Below are 15,071 nucleotides of genomic sequence, written 5' to 3'. Positions count from 1 at the left end.
ATCCGGCCGGTCCTGGACGCCAAAGGCGCGATCAGTTGTCGCGCTTCTCCTTGATCTTGGCGGCCTTGCCGCGCAGCTCGCGCAGGTAGTAGAGCTTCGCGCGACGCACGTCACCGCGGGTGACGACCTCGATCTTCTCGAAGATCGGGGAGTTCACCGGGAAGGTGCGCTCGACGCCGACGGAGAAGGAGACCTTGCGGACCGTGAAGGTCTCGCGGACGCCCGCACCCTGGCGACGGATGACTACACCCTTGAACTGCTGCACACGGGAGCGGTTGCCTTCGATGACGCGCACGTGAACGTTCACGGTGTCACCGGGGCGGAAGGCCGGAACGTCGCTGCGGATCGAGGCAGCGTCGACGACGTCGAGCAGGTGAGACATGTGTGTCTGCTTTCTTCGCTGATGCCACAGGTCATCAGCGGCATTTCGGAGATGAAAGGGAATGCTGATCACGTCGGACGCACGTCGTTCCCCCTGTGGCAGGGGCGCACGCGGACGGACAGCAGCTGCTTATTCTTCCACGGCCTCGGGGTCCGGCCCAAATCGGCCGTCGGGACCCGGCCGCCAGCCCAGGATGGAGAGCATTTCGCGGTCCTTCTTGTCGAAGGCCGCGGGGTCCGTGCGCTCGATCAGGTCCGGCCGGTGGGCGGCGGTCCTGCGGAACGCCTCGTCCCGCCGCCAGCGGGAGATCTTCCCGTGGTGCCCGCTGAGCAGTACGTCGGGGATGGTGCGCCCGCGCCACTCGGGAGGCTTCGTGTAGACCGGCCCCTCCAGGAGATTGGCCATCGCGCCGGGGGCGAACGAGTCGTCCTGGTGGGACTCCGCGTTGCCGAGGACGCCGGGCAGCAGCCGGGCGACCGCCTCGGTGATCACCAGCACCGCCGCCTCGCCGCCGGCCAGCACGTAGTCCCCGATGGAGACCTCGTACACCGGCATCCGGGTCGCGTACTCGTCCATGACGCGGCGGTCGATGCCCTCGTACCGGGCCGGCGCGAAGATCAGCCAGGGCCGCTCGGAGAGCTCGACCGCGAGTTCCTGGGTGAAGGGGCGGCCGCTGGGCGTGGGGACGACCATCACGGGGCCGTGCGCACCCGCCTCGTACCCGTCGGCGAGCGCCTGGTCCACGCACGCGCCCCACGGGTCGGGCTTCATGACCATGCCGGGGCCGCCGCCGTAGGGAGTGTCGTCGACGGTGTTGTGCCGGTCGTACGTCCACTCGCGCAGGTCGTGCACCTGGACGTCGAGGACGCCGCGGGTGCGGGCCTTGCCGACGAGGGAGACGTTCAGCGGCTCCAGGTACTCGGGGAAGATCGTGACGACGTCAAGACGCATCAGTTCGCGTCCTCTTCGGCGTTCGCTTCGGCGTTCTCTTCGGCGTTCGCTTCGGCGTCCGCTTCCGGGTCCTCTTCCGGGTCCTCTTCGGCGTCCCTGGAGGAGGCCACGACCGCCTGACTGTCGTCGATCAGACCCGGCGGCGGGTCGATGACCGCGCGCTGCTCCTCCAGGTCGATCGAGGTGACGATCTCCTCCACGAACGGGATCATCACCTCGCTGCCGTCCTCGCGCTCCACGATGAACAGGTCCTGCGAGGGCAGGTGCGTGATCTCCGTGATCCGCCCGATCTGCGTGCCGTCGGCAAGGACCACGTCGAGGTCGATGAGCTGGTGGTCGTAGAACTCCTCGGGGTCCTCGGGGGTCGCCTCGGGGTCGACGTCCGCGATCAGGAGGGTGTTGCGCAGGGCCTCGGCCGCCGTGCGGTCCTTGACGCCCGCGAAGCGCACGAGCAGCCGGCCGCTGTGCACCCGGCCGGTCTCGACGGTCAGCGGGCCCACTCCTGCGGGGTCCGTGGTCAATACGGCGCCGGGCCCGAGCCGCAGCTCCGGCTCGTCCGTGCGCACCTCGACGGTGACCTCACCCTTGATTCCGTGGGCGCGGCCGATCCGCGCGACTACCAGCTGCACTCTCGTTCTCTCCTGTTCGTACCTGATCCCGTACCTGTGTGTACAGAAACGACAATGGGCCGGGGCGGGCCTCAGCCCTCCCCGGCCCCTGCCGGTAATGCTCTACTGCGTGATGCTCAGTTGGCCTGGTCCACGTCGACGAGGTCGACGCGAATACCACGGCCTCCGATGGCTCCCACGACGGTACGCAGGGCACGGGCGGTACGGCCGTTGCGGCCGATCACCTTGCCGAGGTCGTCGGGGTGCACCCGAACTTCAAGGACGCGTCCGCGACGCAGGGTGCGCGAGGCGACCTGCACGTCGTCGGGGTTGTCCACGATGCCCTTTACGAGGTGCTCAAGAGCCTCCTCGAGCATGCTCAGGCCTCGGTCGACTCAGCGGCGGCGTCGGCCGGAGCCTCGTCCGCCTTCTTGTCGGCCTTCTTCGCCTTCGGGGTGATGGCCTCGCCCTTGGCGTCGCCACCCTCGAGAGCCTTCGCGAAGGCGTCGAAGGAAGCGCGCTTGTCTTCCTTCGCAGCCGGCTGCAGCAGCGGCGCCGGGGCCGGAAGGCCCTTGTGCGCCTGCCAGTCACCGGTGAGCTTCAGGATGGCGAGGACGGCGTCGGTCGGCTGGGCGCCGACGGACAGCCAGTACTGCGCACGCTCGGCGTTGACCTCGATGCGCGAGGGGTTCTGCACCGGGTGGTACAGGCCGATCTCTTCGAGGGCACGACCGTCGCGACGCACGCGAGCGTCGGCGACGACGATGCGGTAGTGGGGCGAACGGATCTTGCCAAGGCGCTTCAGCTTGATCTTGAGCACTGGAGTGGTCTCTCCTGGAATTGACGTGGTTGGGCACCACGGGATGTCGCGTGGGGTTGCGGTACTCGGAGTGCCCGATGGACGCGTCAGCCGGAGGAGAGAGGGGTCCTGTGCGGCTGTCGAGTACAGCTGTCCATTGTGCCACACACCTGCGACGCGCCGGCCCGCGGCCGGGGGGCTCGATCGGCGGCCTCAGCTAACGGCGGCCACCACGTCCGGAATGCGGAACGGCTTGCCGCAGCCGCCGCACACGATCGGGGCCTGGGCCAGCACCGAAGGAACGACGCGGACATTGCGCCCGCAGTCGCAGACGGCCTTGACCCGCACCCCTCCCCCGGACGACCCGTGCCGGGCGGCGGGGCCGCGGAAGGACCGCTTGGTGTCCGCGGCCGTGGCGACCGTGTGCGCCCTCAGCGCGCGGGTCAGCCGCTCGATCGTGGGCCGGTAGCGGCGCTTCGCCTCGGGGTTGAGCGCGACCAGGGAGAACCCGCTGCTGGGATGCGGCTCCTCCGGGTGGTCAAGGCCCAACTCCTCGGCGATCGCGAGGAATCTGCGGTTGTGGTAGCGACCGGCGCGTGAGGTGTCACGGACGCCGCGGGCTGCGGCGATGCCGTGGACTGCCTCGTGCAGCAGTCGTTCGAAGGAGAGAGCCGCGCCGCAGGCGGACGAGGACTCTCCGATCAGGGACTCGGGCGCGGCAAGATCGGGCAGCTCGGGGTGGTACCGCTGGATGTCGGCCCACGCCTGCGCCAGTTCTGCGGCGAGGACAGGTGGTGTCGTGCTCACGACGTGACAACGAGCCGGAGGGCCCCCGTGTTCCTATTCCGGGGCATCCCAAATAATTTGCACGTACCAGTCAGTTCCCGCTGATGCTTCCCGACGAGGGAGGGTGCGCCGATCTGCGGAGGACCCGCGCAGCTCGCGTCAAGCCGGTACGTATCCACGGGTACGTCCCCGCACGTACCCGAACCGCCTGCTGGGGGCGGCAGTCGGCTCCCGTGGCACGTGCGCCGTACGCAGTCCCTGCCCGGGTTCACCGGAACGGCCCAATCCGGGAACCGACCCTACCGGCGCCCCGGGGCGGGCCGCACACCGGCCGGGGCACGTCGGACAGACGCCGTACGGCCGTCCGCCCGTACGGGGGCGCGGCCGGGGCGCTCGGTGGGGGCGCACACCCGGAGCGCGCAAGCATTGCCCGCCGCCCACTGGACGTGGGGACGGATGCGGAGTTCCCTGACATACGGGGGATGCGCCGACGCGCACGCAGCACGGGGGTTGCCACACCGGGGCACGACCGACCTCTTGGCGGATTGGGGCGCTTTCGATGACACCGACGCTCGTCCAGCACCACCTGAACACGACCTCGCCCCCTGCGGGCACGCGCGCCTGTACCCGCGCGCGTGACTGGGCCGAGATCCAGGAACGGATGCTGGTTCCGCTCTACGACGCGGTGTACGAGCGGCTTGAGGTAGGCCCTGCCACCCGGCTGCTCGGCCTCGACTGCGGCGCGGGCCTGGCCCTGCTCGTCGCGGCCTCCCGGGGCGCGTCGGTCACCGGCGTCGACACCGATCCCGCGCTGATCGCACTCGCCCGCGAACGGCTGGTCGACGGCGCAATAGCCCCGGACTCGGCGGCCACCGTGTTCCGCGGCGGCCCCTCGGACGCCACAGAACCCGCTCCGTACAACCTGGTGACCGCCTTCGAGCCGATCGGCTGTGCGGCCGGCGACACCGACGGCCTCACCCCGGCGCTCGCCGCCGCCGTACCGCTCGTCGGCCGCGGCAGCGCGGTCGTCCTGACGGGCTGGGGCCCACCGGAGCGCTGCGCCACCTCGGCAGTGCTGCGGGTGGCGTGCCGGCTGACGGACACCCTGCGTACGTCCGGCGGCTGGCGGCCCGCGCTGCGGGACGACCTGGAGGACGTGGCGGCGCGGGCCGGACTCAAGCCGGACGGGTCGGGGCGGGTGGCGTGCCCGTTCGGGTACGGCGACATGGACAGTGCGGTGCGCGGGCTGATGTCCACCGGCCTCTTTGATGCGGCGGTACGGGCGACCGATCCGGCGCAGGTGGAGAAGGAGCTGGCGGAGGCACTGCATCCGCATCTGCGGGCGGACGGGACGGTGTGGATGCCGAACGTCTTCCGGTATCTGATCGCCCGCAAGCCTTAGGGACCAGAAGGGAATTGACGCCTCCGACGGGCTTCACGCGTCCGGCTTCGACAGGCGTGTGATGCCCGCCGCACGGTACGCCGCCGCCTCCTCCAGGGTCTCGTTCTCAAGGAGCGCCCGGGAGAGGGCGTCCAGCTTGGGCCGGTTCTCCTCCAGGAGGCGCAGCGCGTCGGCGTAGCACTCGTCGACGATGCGGCGCATCTCGCTGTCGACCGCGTCGAGCGTCGCGGGGGCGGCGGACAGCCCGTACGCCTGCTGCGCATCGGACGGGATGGCGGTGAGACGTCCGACCCGCTCGCTCATCCCCCAGCGGCCGACCATTCCCCTGGCCAGGTTGGTGACCTGTTCCAGGTCGTTCTCGGCACCCGTCGTCATCACCCCGAAGACGACCTGCTCGGCGGCCATTCCACCGAGGGCGGCAATGATTCTGCCGCGCAGATATTCCTCGGTGTACGCGTATCTGTCGGCGTCCGGCGTGGAGAGGGTGACGCCGAGCGCCCGGCCGCGCGGCACGATGGTGATCTTGCGGACCGGGTCGGCGCCCGGTTGCAGCATGCCGAGCAGAGCGTGCCCGCTCTCGTGGTACGCGGTCCTGCGGCGCTCCTCCTCGGGCATGACGAGGGGGCGTTCGGCGCCGAGCTGGACCTTCTCCAGGGCGTCGGACAGGTCGCTCTGGGTGACGAAAGTCTGCTTGCGCTTGACGGCGAGGAGAGCGGCCTCGTTGGCGAGGTTGGCGAGTTCCGCACCGGTCATGCCCGGTGTCGTACGGGCCACCTGGGCGAGGTCGACGTCCTCGGCGAGCGGGATCGCCCGGGTGTGGATCCGGAGGATGGCCTCGCGGCCGCCCCGGTCCGGCGGGCTGACGGTGACCACGCGGTCGAAGCGTCCCGGGCGGGTGAGGGCGGGGTCGAGGACGTCGGCGCGGTTGGTGGCGGCGATGACGACGACGCCCTCGGAACCGGAGAAGCCGTCCATCTCGGTGAGGATCTGGTTGAGCGTCTGCTCCCGCTCGTCGTGGCCACCCATGCCCGAACCGCCGCCGCGGGCCCGGCCGATGGTGTCGATCTCGTCGATGAAGATGATCGCCGGGGCGACCTTGCGGGCCTCCGCGAACAGCTCACGTACCCGCCCCGCGCCCACACCCACGATCATCTCGATGAACTCCGAGGCGGACGCGGAGAAGAACGGAACCCCGGCCTCACCGGCGACGGCCCGCGCGAGCAGGGTCTTTCCGGTGCCGGGAGGGCCTGCGAGCAGCACACCGCCGGGCATCCGGGCGCCCAGCTTCCGGTACGCCTCGGGGTGCTTGAGGAAGTCGACGACCTCCGACAGCTCTCCCTCCACCTCGTCGATGCCGGCGACGTCCTCGAAGGTGGTCCGTTTGTCGGCGGCCACCTCGACCGGCTTCGGCGGCGCCTTCCGGCCGAGACCACCCATGCCACCGACGCCCGTGCGACCGCTCATCCGCCGCGCGATGAGCACCCACAGCGCGACCAGGAGCAGCATCGGCGCGAGCGAGATCAGCAGGTTGGCGAGGAAGCTGCGCTCCTCGACGACCGGCTTCGCGGTGACGGTCACGCCGTCCTTCGTCAGCTCGTCCCACAGTTTGTCGTCGGCGAAGGCCGGACGCTGGGTGAGGAACTTGGTGTACTTCGCGTCCTTGTCGCCGTCCGGAACGGGCTGTTCCTTCTTCAGCTCGCCCTGGATCGCGTCGCCCTTGGAGTAGATCTTGGAGACGTTGTGGGACGTGACCTGCTTGCTGAACTCCGTGTACGCGACCGTGGGCTCGTCGCCCTCGTTGAAGAAACCCAGCACGATGTTGGCGAGCAGATAGACGAGCAGCGCGGTCATCACGAGCCTGCCCCAGCCGCCGGGCATCTTCTTCTTCTCGGGCGGCGGTGGCGGCGCACCCTCCGAACGCCACGGCTGGTCAGGGGTCTGGCGCAGCGGCACAGGGTTGCTCATATTCGGACGTTACGACACAAAAACGCCGTGGGCACCCTCGAAGGAGTGCGCCCACGACGCCATGCGAAGTCGTGCGAAGTCGCACGAAAGCTGTCCGGCCGTCAGCCCATGAACTTCTTGAACTCGTCCGGGAGCTCGAAGTCCTTGCTGTCCTGACCTGCCGGAAGACCGAACGCGCCGCCGTTCTGCGCCGCCTGTTCGCGCCGCTCGGCCTCCGCCTGCTCCTCGGCCTTGCGCTTCATCGGGTTGCCGCTCTTGCGCTTGCCCTTGGCCTGCTTGATCTGCTTCTTCTGCTTGCCGGGCCCGCCACCCATCCCGGGCATCCCCGGCATGCCGGGCATTCCGCCGCCCTGGGCCATCTTCGACATCATCTTGCGGGCGTCGAAGAACCGCTCGACCAGGCCCTTCACGGCGCTGACCTCGACGCCGGAGCCCTTGGCGATACGGGCACGGCGGGAGCCGTTGATGATCGTCGGCTCGGCGCGCTCGGCGGGGGTCATCGACTTGATGATGGCGCCGATGCGGTCGACTTCCTTCTCGTCGATGTTGTTGATCTGGTCCTTGATCTGCCCCATGCCCGGCAGCATGCCGAGCAGCTTGGAGATCGAGCCCATCTTCCGGACCTGCTCCATCTGGGCCAGGAAGTCGTCGAGCGTGAAGTCCTTGCCGCCCTTGGAGGACGCCAGCTTGGAGGCCATTTTGGCGGCCTCTTCCTGGCTGAACGTCTTCTCCGCCTGCTCGATGAGAGTGAGCAGGTCACCCATGTCGAGGATGCGGGAGGCCATCCGGTCCGGGTGGAACGCGTCGAACTCGTCCAGCTTCTCGCCGTTGGAGGCGAACATGACCTGACGGCCGGTGACGTGCGCGATGGAGAGCGCGGCGCCGCCCCGGGCGTCACCGTCGAGCTTGGAGAGCACCACGCCGTCGAAGCCGACGCCGTCACGGAAGGCCTCCGCGGTGTTGACCGCGTCCTGACCGATCATCGCGTCGACGACGAAGAGGATCTCGTCCGGGCTGACGGCGTCGCGGATGTCCGCGGCCTGCTGCATCAGCTCCTGGTCGATGCCGAGACGGCCGGCGGTGTCGACGATGACCACGTCGTACTGCTTGGTCTTCGCGTACTCGATGGAGTCCTTGGCGACCGTGACCGGGTCGCCGACGCCGTTGCCCGGCTGGGGGGCGTAGACCGCAACGCCCGCGCGGTCGGCGACGACGCTCAGCTGGTTGACGGCGTTGGGGCGCTGGAGGTCACAGGCGACGAGGAGCGGGGAGTGGCCCTGCCCCTTGAGCCAGAGGCCGAGCTTTCCGGCGAGGGTCGTCTTACCTGCACCCTGGAGACCCGCGAGCATGATCACGGTCGGGCCGGTCTTCGCGAAGCGAAGGCGACGGGTCTCGCCGCCGAGGATCGTCACGAGTTCCTCGTTGACGATCTTGACGATCTGCTGGGCAGGATTCAGCGCCTTGGAGACCTCGGCACCTGCGGCGCGCTCCTTGACCTTCTTGATGAAGGCCCGGACGACGGGAAGAGCGACGTCCGCTTCCAGCAGCGCGATACGGATCTCGCGGGCGGTGGCGTCGATGTCCGCCTCGGAGAGCCGCCCTTTTCCGCGGAGGTTTTTGAAAGTCGCGCTGAGGCGGTCGGAGAGGGTATCGAACACGGCGCTCGTTGGTCCTCGGAGTCGGGGGCTGATGGGTTTGGCACCCAGCGTATCGGGCTTGGAGGTGCGGGGAACCGGGCAGGTCGGATTCGCCGTGCCCGGAGCGGGCGTCCGGAGGGCGGGGCGCGATTCCCGCGGGTGCGTCGTGGCTGGTTGCGCCCACGCCGCGGAGCCGCATGTCCCATACAGCCCCGCACCCCTGAAGGGGCGCCCCTCTCAGCTTCCCAGCGCCTCCGCCACCCCCCGCGCGACCTCCGCCGCCTCACCCGCTCCCAGCGGCTCCCCCTCCACACCCGTGACGTAGAAGGCATCCACCACGCTTGCCCCCAACGTCGACACGTGCGCGCTCCGCACCCGTACCCCCGTCGCGTCCAGTGCCCGGCCGATCCTGTGCAGCAGACCCGGGGCGTCCTGGGCGCGGACCTCCAGGACCGTCGCGTGCCGGGACGCCGTCGGGGCGACCGTCACGCGCGGCGCGGGTGACTGGCTCCGCCGCCGCGCACGCCCGGCCGCGTACGCCTTCTCCCGCTCCGCCAGCCGCGCCGGCAGGTCCAGCGACCCGTCCAGCGCCCGTACGAGATCGGCGCGCAGCCGCGTCGCCTCCGGCAGCCCCCCGTACGCCGCCGCCACCCGCCAGTCCAGCAGCAGTACGGGCACCGCCCCTTCCAAGGGGGGCTCCGCCGAGCGCAGTTCGGCCGCCCGCACCGTCAGCCGGTGCATGGCGAGGACGCCCGCCACCGCAGGCAGCACCCCCGGCCGGTCGGGGACCGCGATCAACAGCTCGACCCCGAGCCCGGCGTCCCTCTCCTCCCGCGCCCGCAGCGCCAGTACGGGCCCGCCCGTGCGGTGCGCCTCGATCGCCAGCCGTTCCTGCTCCGCGCTCAGCGCGACCGGTTCCGGATCCGGCAGCGGATCCCCCGCCAGCACCGCCCCCACCCGCTTCACCAGGTCCGCGACGAGCGAGGCCCGCCACGCCGACCACGCCGCGGGCCCGGTCGCCAGCGCGTCCGCCTCGGTCAGCGCGTGCAACAGTTCCAGCGTCCCCACCGTCCCGACCGCATCCGCCACCGACCGCACCGTCGCCGGGTCGTCCAGGTCGCGGCGCGTCGCCGTCTCGACGAGCAGCAGGTGATGGCGTACGAGAGTGGCGACGACCGCCACGTCGCCCGCGTCGAAACCGATCCGGGCCGCCATGTCGCGGGCGATGGTCTCCCCGACCACCGAGTGGTCGCCCGGCCAGCCCTTGCCGATGTCGTGCAGCAGCGCGGCCACCAGCAGAAGGTCGGGCCGCCCCACGTTGCGGGTGAGGCGCGCCGCCTGCACCGCCGCCTCTATGAGGTGGCGGTCCACGGTCCAGGTGTGCACGGGGTTGCGCTGCGGCCTGCACCGCACCCGCTCCCAGTCCGGGAGGAGCCGGGTGACCAGCCCCTCCGCCTCCAGCGCCTCCCACACGGGTACCGCCGACTCCCCCGCCCCGAGCAGCGTGACCAGTTCCTCGCGGGCCTCGGGGGGCCACGGCACGGGCAGCTGCGGGGAGACCTTGGCGAGTCGCCGTACGGCATGGAGGTTGACCGGCAGCCCGGCCTGCGCGGCGGCGGCCGCGGCCCGCAGCGGGAGCACCGCGTCCCGTTCCGGCCGGGCGGTACGGGCCAGGACCGCCTCGCCGTCCTGCTCCACGACACCGTCGGCCAGCGGTGTCCGGTCGGGGGCCGGCCTGCCGCCGAGGAGAGCCTTGAGCCTGGGCCGCACCGAACGGGAGGTGAGCACTCGCTCGACCTCCCGCCATGTCACGTCGCTCGCGTACGACAGCGTGCGTCCCGCCTCGTACACCTTCCGCAGCAGGACGTCCGCGTCGAGGAGGCCGAGGGCCGCGGCGACCTGGTCCTGTTCCTGGAGTGCGAGCCGGTCGGTGGCCCGTCCGGTGGTGAGGTGCAGTGCGTCGCGTACGTCGAGGAGGGTGCGGCGGGCTTCGGCGAGGCCCTCGCGGGGTGCGTCGGCGACCCAGGAGGCGGCGACGGCGCGCAGGGCGGTGGCGTCCCGGAGTCCGCCGCGCGCCTCTTTGAGGTCGGGTTCCAGGAGGTACTGCAACTCCCCGGCCCGCTCGGCCCGGTCCCGGCCCAGCTCGCGCAGTTCGGGAAGCCTCTTCACCGCCTGGTTGCGCCAGTCGGCGAGGACGGCGGTGCGCAGGCCCGCCGTGAGGCCGAGGTCTCCGGCGACGTGCCGGGCGTCGAGGAGACCGAGGTGGACCTTGAGGTCGTCGCCCGCCACCTTGCGGGCCTCGGCGGGGGTGCGTACGGAGTGGTCGAGGGCGATCCCGAGGTCCCAGACCGGGTACCAGATGCGGTCGGCGAGGGCCGCGACGGCCTTGGCGTCGGACGAGCCGTCGTGCAGCAGGAGCAGGTCGAGGTCGCTGCGCGGGGAGAGTTCGCCGCGCCCGTATCCGCCGACGGCGATCAGCGCGGCGGATCGCACCCCCGATTCCCGGGCGGCGATGCGGAACAGTTCCGCCACCCATTCATCGGTGATCCCGGCGAGGGCGGAACGGCGCGGCGGCCCGGACCGCGACTCCTCCTGGAGGAGTCGCAGACGGGCCGCCGCGTAGCCGCTGGGTCCCGAGGGGTTCGGTTCTTCGGTCACTTCCACGCTCGTCACCCAGTGGCTCCCTAGCTGTTCGGAACGGTTACAGCGCGTCCGGACCGCGCTCGCCGGTCCGGACCCGGACCGCCGTCTCCACCGGAACGCTCCACACCTTGCCGTCGCCGATCTTGCCGGTGCGGGCCGCCTTGACGACCACATCGATCAGCTGCTCGGCGTCCTCGTCCTCGACCAGGACCTCGATACGGATCTTCGGTACGAGGTCGACGGTGTACTCGGCGCCCCGGTAGACCTCGGTGTGTCCGCGCTGGCGGCCGTAACCGCTGGCCTCGGTCACCGTCAGGCCCTGGACCCCGAAGGCCTGGAGCGCCTCTTTGATCTCGTCGAGCCGGTGCGGCTTGACGACCGCCGTGATCAGCTTCATGCGTCCACCTTCTTGTTCGTCGCCTGGGCGGTCGGGCCGGGGGCGGGAGTGCGCGGGGCCGCGCCGCCGCCCGCTCCCGTGAAGTCGTACGCGGTCTCGGCGTGCTCGGTCTGGTCGATGCCGGAGACCTCGACGTCCTCCTCGACCCGCATGCCCATGATCTTGTCGATGACGAAGGCGAGGAGTGCGGAAACGATCAGGGAGTAGGCGAGGACGGCGAAGACGCCGATCGCCTGCTTGCCGAGCTGTTCGAGGCCGCCGCCGTAGAGGAGGCCCTTGGCTTCGGACTGTACGCCGCCGGTCGCGAAGAGGCCGACGAGCAGCGAGCCCAGCACACCGCCGACCAGGTGGACGCCGATGACGTCCAGCGAATCGTCGTATCCCAGCTTGTACTTGAGGCCGACGGCCATCGCGCACACCACTCCGGCGATCACGCCGATGGCGATCGCGCCGAGCGGGGAGCAGGAGCCGCCGGACGGGGTGATCGCGACGAGGCCCGCGACCGCGCCCGACGCCGCGCCCAGCGTGGTGAACGCGCCGTGCCGGATCTTCTCGTACGCCAGCCAGGCGAGCATCGCCGCCGCCGTCGCCACCTGGGTGTTGACGAACATGACCGCGCCCACGCCGTCGTCGTTGCCCAGCCACGAACCGGCGTTGAAGCCGAACCAGCCGAACCAGAGCAGCCCCGCCCCGAGCATCACCAGCGGCAGGCTGTGCGGCCGCATCGGGTCCTTCTTGAAGCCGACCCGCTTTCCGATGACGAGGATGACGCCGAGGGCCGCCGCGCCGGCGTTGATGTGGACGGCCGTGCCGCCCGCGAAGTCGATGACGCCGAGCTCGAAGAGCCAGCCGCCCGCGCCCCACACCCAGTGCGCGACGGGGAAGTACACGACGCTCACCCAGAGCACGACGAACAGCGCCCAGGCGGTGAACTTCACCCGGTCCGCGAGCGCACCGCTGATCAGTGCGGGCGTGAGGACCGCGAACATCAGCTGGAAGACGGCGAAGACGTACACGGGGATCGTGTAGCCGTCCCACAGTTCGGTGACGCCGATGCCGCTCAGTCCGACGAAGTCCGAGCTCCAGCCGATGACGGAGCCGATGTCGTCGCCGAAGGCGAGGCTGAAACCGAAGAGCACCCACAGGATCGTGACGACCCCGAGGCTGATGAAGCTCATCATCAGCATGTTCAGGGTGGACTTGACGCGGACCATGCCTCCGTAGAAGAAGGCCAGGCCGGGTGTCATCAGCATCACCAGGGCGGAGCAGATGAGCATGAAGCCGGTGTTGGCGGCGGACAGCGTGGGTGCGTCCGCGGCGAGCGTCACCGGCAGCCCGGAATGCGTCCAGGAAGTCATCGCGTCTGTCGTGATGCCTGGGGGCATCGGCGTCTCCTCGTCCTCGGGGCGGCCAGTGCGGGGTGGCTGGTTATGGACCCAGAGAGTGGCGGAGCGCGGTTTCGGCGGATGGAGCTGGATGTTTCGCGGCAGTGACGATGGCGTCCTGCGTGTTACGCGGAAATGAACAGCCGGATCATGCGCCTACAGCCGGATCATGCGCCCGCGGTACGGGCACGAGCATGAGCCGGCCGCGACAGCCTCCCCGGTGACCTGGCGCGGGGGAGCCGAGTCGGGCTTCACGGGGTTGCTGTCGCGGCCGGGGCTTTGTGGGCCGCCCGCGCGGTCCGCCGGGGGCGGCTATACCGCTTCGGCGGCTTCGGGCAGTTTTGCTCCCAACTGGTCGGTGAGGTCGTGCACTTCGGCCACGTCGCCGAATTCGCGGACGGCCCCCTCGACCGTCTTGCGGAGCCGGTTGTTGACCCGCTCGGACCTGACCTTCTCCGCGATGGTCAGGGCCTGCTGGGAGTACTGGACGGCCTGCTCGGGCTCCCTCTTGAGGAGGTGCACGGTGGCCATGCCGATGAGATTCAGTGCGTACGACCGCTGGTGCTCGTCGTCGGTCCTGAAGAGCTCCACGGCGCGCTCCATGACGGGCTCGGCGAGCGAGGCGTACGTCGGGCTGCGGCCGGCCACGTAGGCGAGGTCGCGGTAGGAGTGCGAGTTCTCGCCGTTGAGTTCGGCCTCGGAGAAGAAGCGGATCCAGTCGGGGTCGCGCTCGTCGTCGAGTCCGGCGTCGGTGAAGGTGTCCTCGGCCATCCGGACGGCCCTTTTGCACTTGCTGGGCTGGCCCATGTTGGCGTACGCCCGAGCCTCCATCGCATACAGCATGGCCTGGGTGCGCGCGGTGGCGCAGTCACGGCTGCCGTACTGGGCGAGGTGGACCAGTTCCAGTGCGTCGTCGGGGCGTCCGAGGTGGATCATCTGCCGGCTCATGCTGGACAGCACGTACGAACCCAGGGGCTTGTCGCCCGCTTCCTTGGCGGCGTGCAGGGCGAGCACGAAGTACTTCTGGGCGGTCGGCTGGAGCCCGATGTCGTAACTCATCCAGCCCGCCAGCTCGGCCAGTTCGGCCCCGCACCGGAACAGCCTCTTCGAGGTGGCGGTGGACTGCGGCTCCTGGAGCAGGTCGGTGACCTCGTGCAGCTGGCCGACGACGGCCTTGCGGCGCAGTCCGCCGCCGCACTGGGCGTCCCACTGGCGGAACATCACAGTGGTGGATTCGAGGAGCTGCAGCTCCGGCTCGGACAGTCTGGACGGCCGGCGGGAGGCGGCGGACGACTCGGCGGGGCCGGGGTCGCCCGGGGTCGAGGGGACCAGCCAGCGCTGCATCGGCTCGATGAGCGCGGGCCCTGCCGACAGGGCGAGGGAGGAGCCGAGGAAGCCGCGGCGGGCCAGCATCAGGTCGCTGCGGGAGAACTCGCTGAGCAGCGACACGGTCTGCGGCCCGGCCCACGGGAGGTCGACCCCGGACACGGACGGCGACTGGTGCGCGGCGCGCAGGCCGAGGTCCTCGATGGCGACGACGGAGCCGAAGCGCTCGGAGAACAGCTCGGAGAGGATGCGCGGAATGGGCTCGCGCGGGTTCTCGCCGTCCAGCCAGCGGCGCACCCGGGAGGTGTCGGTACTGATGTGGTGCGCGCCCATCTGGCGCGCCCGGCGGTTGACCTGGCGCGCCAGCTCGCCCTTGGACCAGCCGCTGCGCGCGAACCACGAACCGAGCTGCTCGTTCGGGCGCTTTCCAGCGTTTCCACCACTCACGGTGCTGCCGCCCACGGGAGCGCCCCCATTCCGTCGCCCGGAGCGGGGCCGCACACCCTGCTCCGGAAATCCTGTGCGTACACACATCGTCCGTGTGAACCCCTGACAGAATGCCGTGAGTTGGGCCCTTCTGTCCGCAGAATGCGCCCCCTCGAACGGGAATCCGGCTTGCCTCCGGCATACCCGTGAACACGCGCACCTCCGGGGTCCATGCACCGAAAGTAATCCTACGATCACCGCTCCGGCGAGGGCTCTTACAGAAACGCCACCATTCGCCACCCCTCCGAGTGAACTCCCCTGCGGGCAGGCACGATTCACTTGACACAGGACGATCAGGAGCAGG

At 70.3% G+C, this 15,071-nt stretch carries 13 protein-coding genes; 1 reads left to right on the top strand and 12 read right to left on the bottom strand.

All coding sequences use genetic code 11. The features are described 5' to 3' along the window. Positions 1–31: 31 nt before the first annotated feature. From rplS to AB0D18_RS13525, 6 genes are all read right to left on the bottom strand, one after another. Entirely contained in the window at positions 32–382 is a 351-nt protein-coding gene (rplS, locus tag AB0D18_RS13550; RefSeq protein WP_362416312.1) for a 50S ribosomal protein L19, read from the bottom strand. 129 nt (positions 383–511) lie between these two features. Next, positions 512–1,333 (bottom strand): tRNA (guanosine(37)-N1)-methyltransferase TrmD, encoded by an 822-nt coding sequence (gene trmD, locus AB0D18_RS13545; RefSeq protein WP_362416309.1) that lies wholly within the window; start codon positions 1,331–1,333, stop codon positions 512–514. After that, entirely contained in the window at positions 1,333–1,962 is a 630-nt protein-coding gene (gene rimM / locus AB0D18_RS13540) for a ribosome maturation factor RimM (RefSeq protein ID WP_362416305.1), read from the bottom strand. The genes trmD and rimM overlap by 1 nt, the downstream gene beginning before the upstream one ends. A 116-nt stretch (positions 1,963–2,078) precedes the next feature. Further along, positions 2,079–2,318 carry an RNA-binding protein gene (locus tag AB0D18_RS13535; RefSeq protein WP_362416302.1) on the bottom strand — a complete coding sequence of 80 codons (240 nt, stop codon included), beginning with the start codon at positions 2,316–2,318 and terminating at the stop codon, positions 2,079–2,081. Between the two features lie 2 nt (positions 2,319–2,320). Further along, positions 2,321–2,761, bottom strand: a complete 441-nt coding sequence (gene rpsP, locus AB0D18_RS13530) for a 30S ribosomal protein S16 (protein ID WP_362416299.1) — start codon at positions 2,759–2,761, stop codon at positions 2,321–2,323. Between the two features lie 192 nt (positions 2,762–2,953). Then, positions 2,954–3,547, bottom strand: coding sequence for a hypothetical protein (locus AB0D18_RS13525; RefSeq protein WP_362416296.1), 594 nt, complete (start codon positions 3,545–3,547; stop codon positions 2,954–2,956). A gap of 538 nt (positions 3,548–4,085) precedes the next feature. Here AB0D18_RS13525 and AB0D18_RS13520 point away from each other — a divergent pair. Further along, the gene (locus AB0D18_RS13520; RefSeq protein WP_362416293.1) at positions 4,086–4,928 is read left to right on the top strand and encodes an SAM-dependent methyltransferase; all 843 of its coding nucleotides are present in this window, start codon (positions 4,086–4,088) and stop codon (positions 4,926–4,928) included. 33 nt (positions 4,929–4,961) lie between these two features. On the opposite strand, the gene ftsH is transcribed toward AB0D18_RS13520, so the two are convergent. The 6 genes from ftsH to AB0D18_RS13490 all read right to left on the bottom strand — a co-directional run bounded on the left by ftsH (position 4,962) and on the right by AB0D18_RS13490 (position 14,743). Then, positions 4,962–6,893 (bottom strand): ATP-dependent zinc metalloprotease FtsH, encoded by a 1,932-nt coding sequence (gene ftsH, locus AB0D18_RS13515; protein ID WP_362416290.1) that lies wholly within the window; start codon positions 6,891–6,893, stop codon positions 4,962–4,964. Positions 6,894–6,994: 101 nt separating this feature from the next. Continuing rightward, on the bottom strand, positions 6,995–8,551 hold the full coding sequence (gene ffh, locus AB0D18_RS13510) for a signal recognition particle protein (protein WP_362416287.1): 1,557 nt from the start codon (positions 8,549–8,551) through the stop codon (positions 6,995–6,997). Positions 8,552–8,767: 216 nt separating this feature from the next. Continuing rightward, the gene (locus AB0D18_RS13505; protein ID WP_362416284.1) at positions 8,768–11,203 is read right to left on the bottom strand and encodes a [protein-PII] uridylyltransferase; all 2,436 of its coding nucleotides are present in this window, start codon (positions 11,201–11,203) and stop codon (positions 8,768–8,770) included. Between the two features lie 28 nt (positions 11,204–11,231). Further along, positions 11,232–11,570 carry a P-II family nitrogen regulator gene (locus tag AB0D18_RS13500; RefSeq protein WP_069170469.1) on the bottom strand — a complete coding sequence of 113 codons (339 nt, stop codon included), beginning with the start codon at positions 11,568–11,570 and terminating at the stop codon, positions 11,232–11,234. Then, complete coding sequence (locus AB0D18_RS13495; RefSeq protein ID WP_362416709.1) at positions 11,567–12,928, bottom strand: ammonium transporter; 1,362 nt, start codon at positions 12,926–12,928, stop codon at positions 11,567–11,569. Before AB0D18_RS13495 ends, AB0D18_RS13500 begins: the two co-directional genes overlap by 4 nt. Positions 12,929–13,267: 339 nt before the next feature. Next, entirely contained in the window at positions 13,268–14,743 is a 1,476-nt protein-coding gene (locus tag AB0D18_RS13490) for a tetratricopeptide repeat protein (RefSeq protein WP_362416281.1), read from the bottom strand. Positions 14,744–15,071 lie beyond the last annotated feature (328 nt).

This window comes from Streptomyces sp. NPDC048442 (assembly GCF_040651475.1).
Lineage (GTDB): Bacteria > Actinomycetota > Actinomycetes > Streptomycetales > Streptomycetaceae > Streptomyces.
The sequence above is the reverse complement of the archived record's forward strand: the minus strand, read 5'-3'. Positions and strand labels throughout refer to the sequence as shown.

What these genes read in the sequence shown, in the direction of transcription:
- trmD (WP_362416309.1), bottom strand. Translation starts at nt 1,333, where the DNA reads ATGCGTCTTGACGTCGTCACGATCTTCCCCGAGTACCTGGAGCCGCTG.
- AB0D18_RS13495 (WP_362416709.1), bottom strand. Translation starts at nt 12,928, where the DNA reads ATGACTTCCTGGACGCATTCCGGGCTGCCGGTGACGCTCGCCGCGGAC.
- AB0D18_RS13535 (WP_362416302.1), bottom strand. Translation starts at nt 2,318, where the DNA reads ATGCTCGAGGAGGCTCTTGAGCACCTCGTAAAGGGCATCGTGGACAAC.
- ftsH (WP_362416290.1), bottom strand. Translation starts at nt 6,893, where the DNA reads ATGAGCAACCCTGTGCCGCTGCGCCAGACCCCTGACCAGCCGTGGCGT.
- AB0D18_RS13500 (WP_069170469.1), bottom strand. Translation starts at nt 11,570, where the DNA reads ATGAAGCTGATCACGGCGGTCGTCAAGCCGCACCGGCTCGACGAGATC.
- AB0D18_RS13520 (WP_362416293.1), top strand. Translation starts at nt 4,086, where the DNA reads ATGACACCGACGCTCGTCCAGCACCACCTGAACACGACCTCGCCCCCT.
- rplS (WP_362416312.1), bottom strand. Translation starts at nt 382, where the DNA reads ATGTCTCACCTGCTCGACGTCGTCGACGCTGCCTCGATCCGCAGCGAC.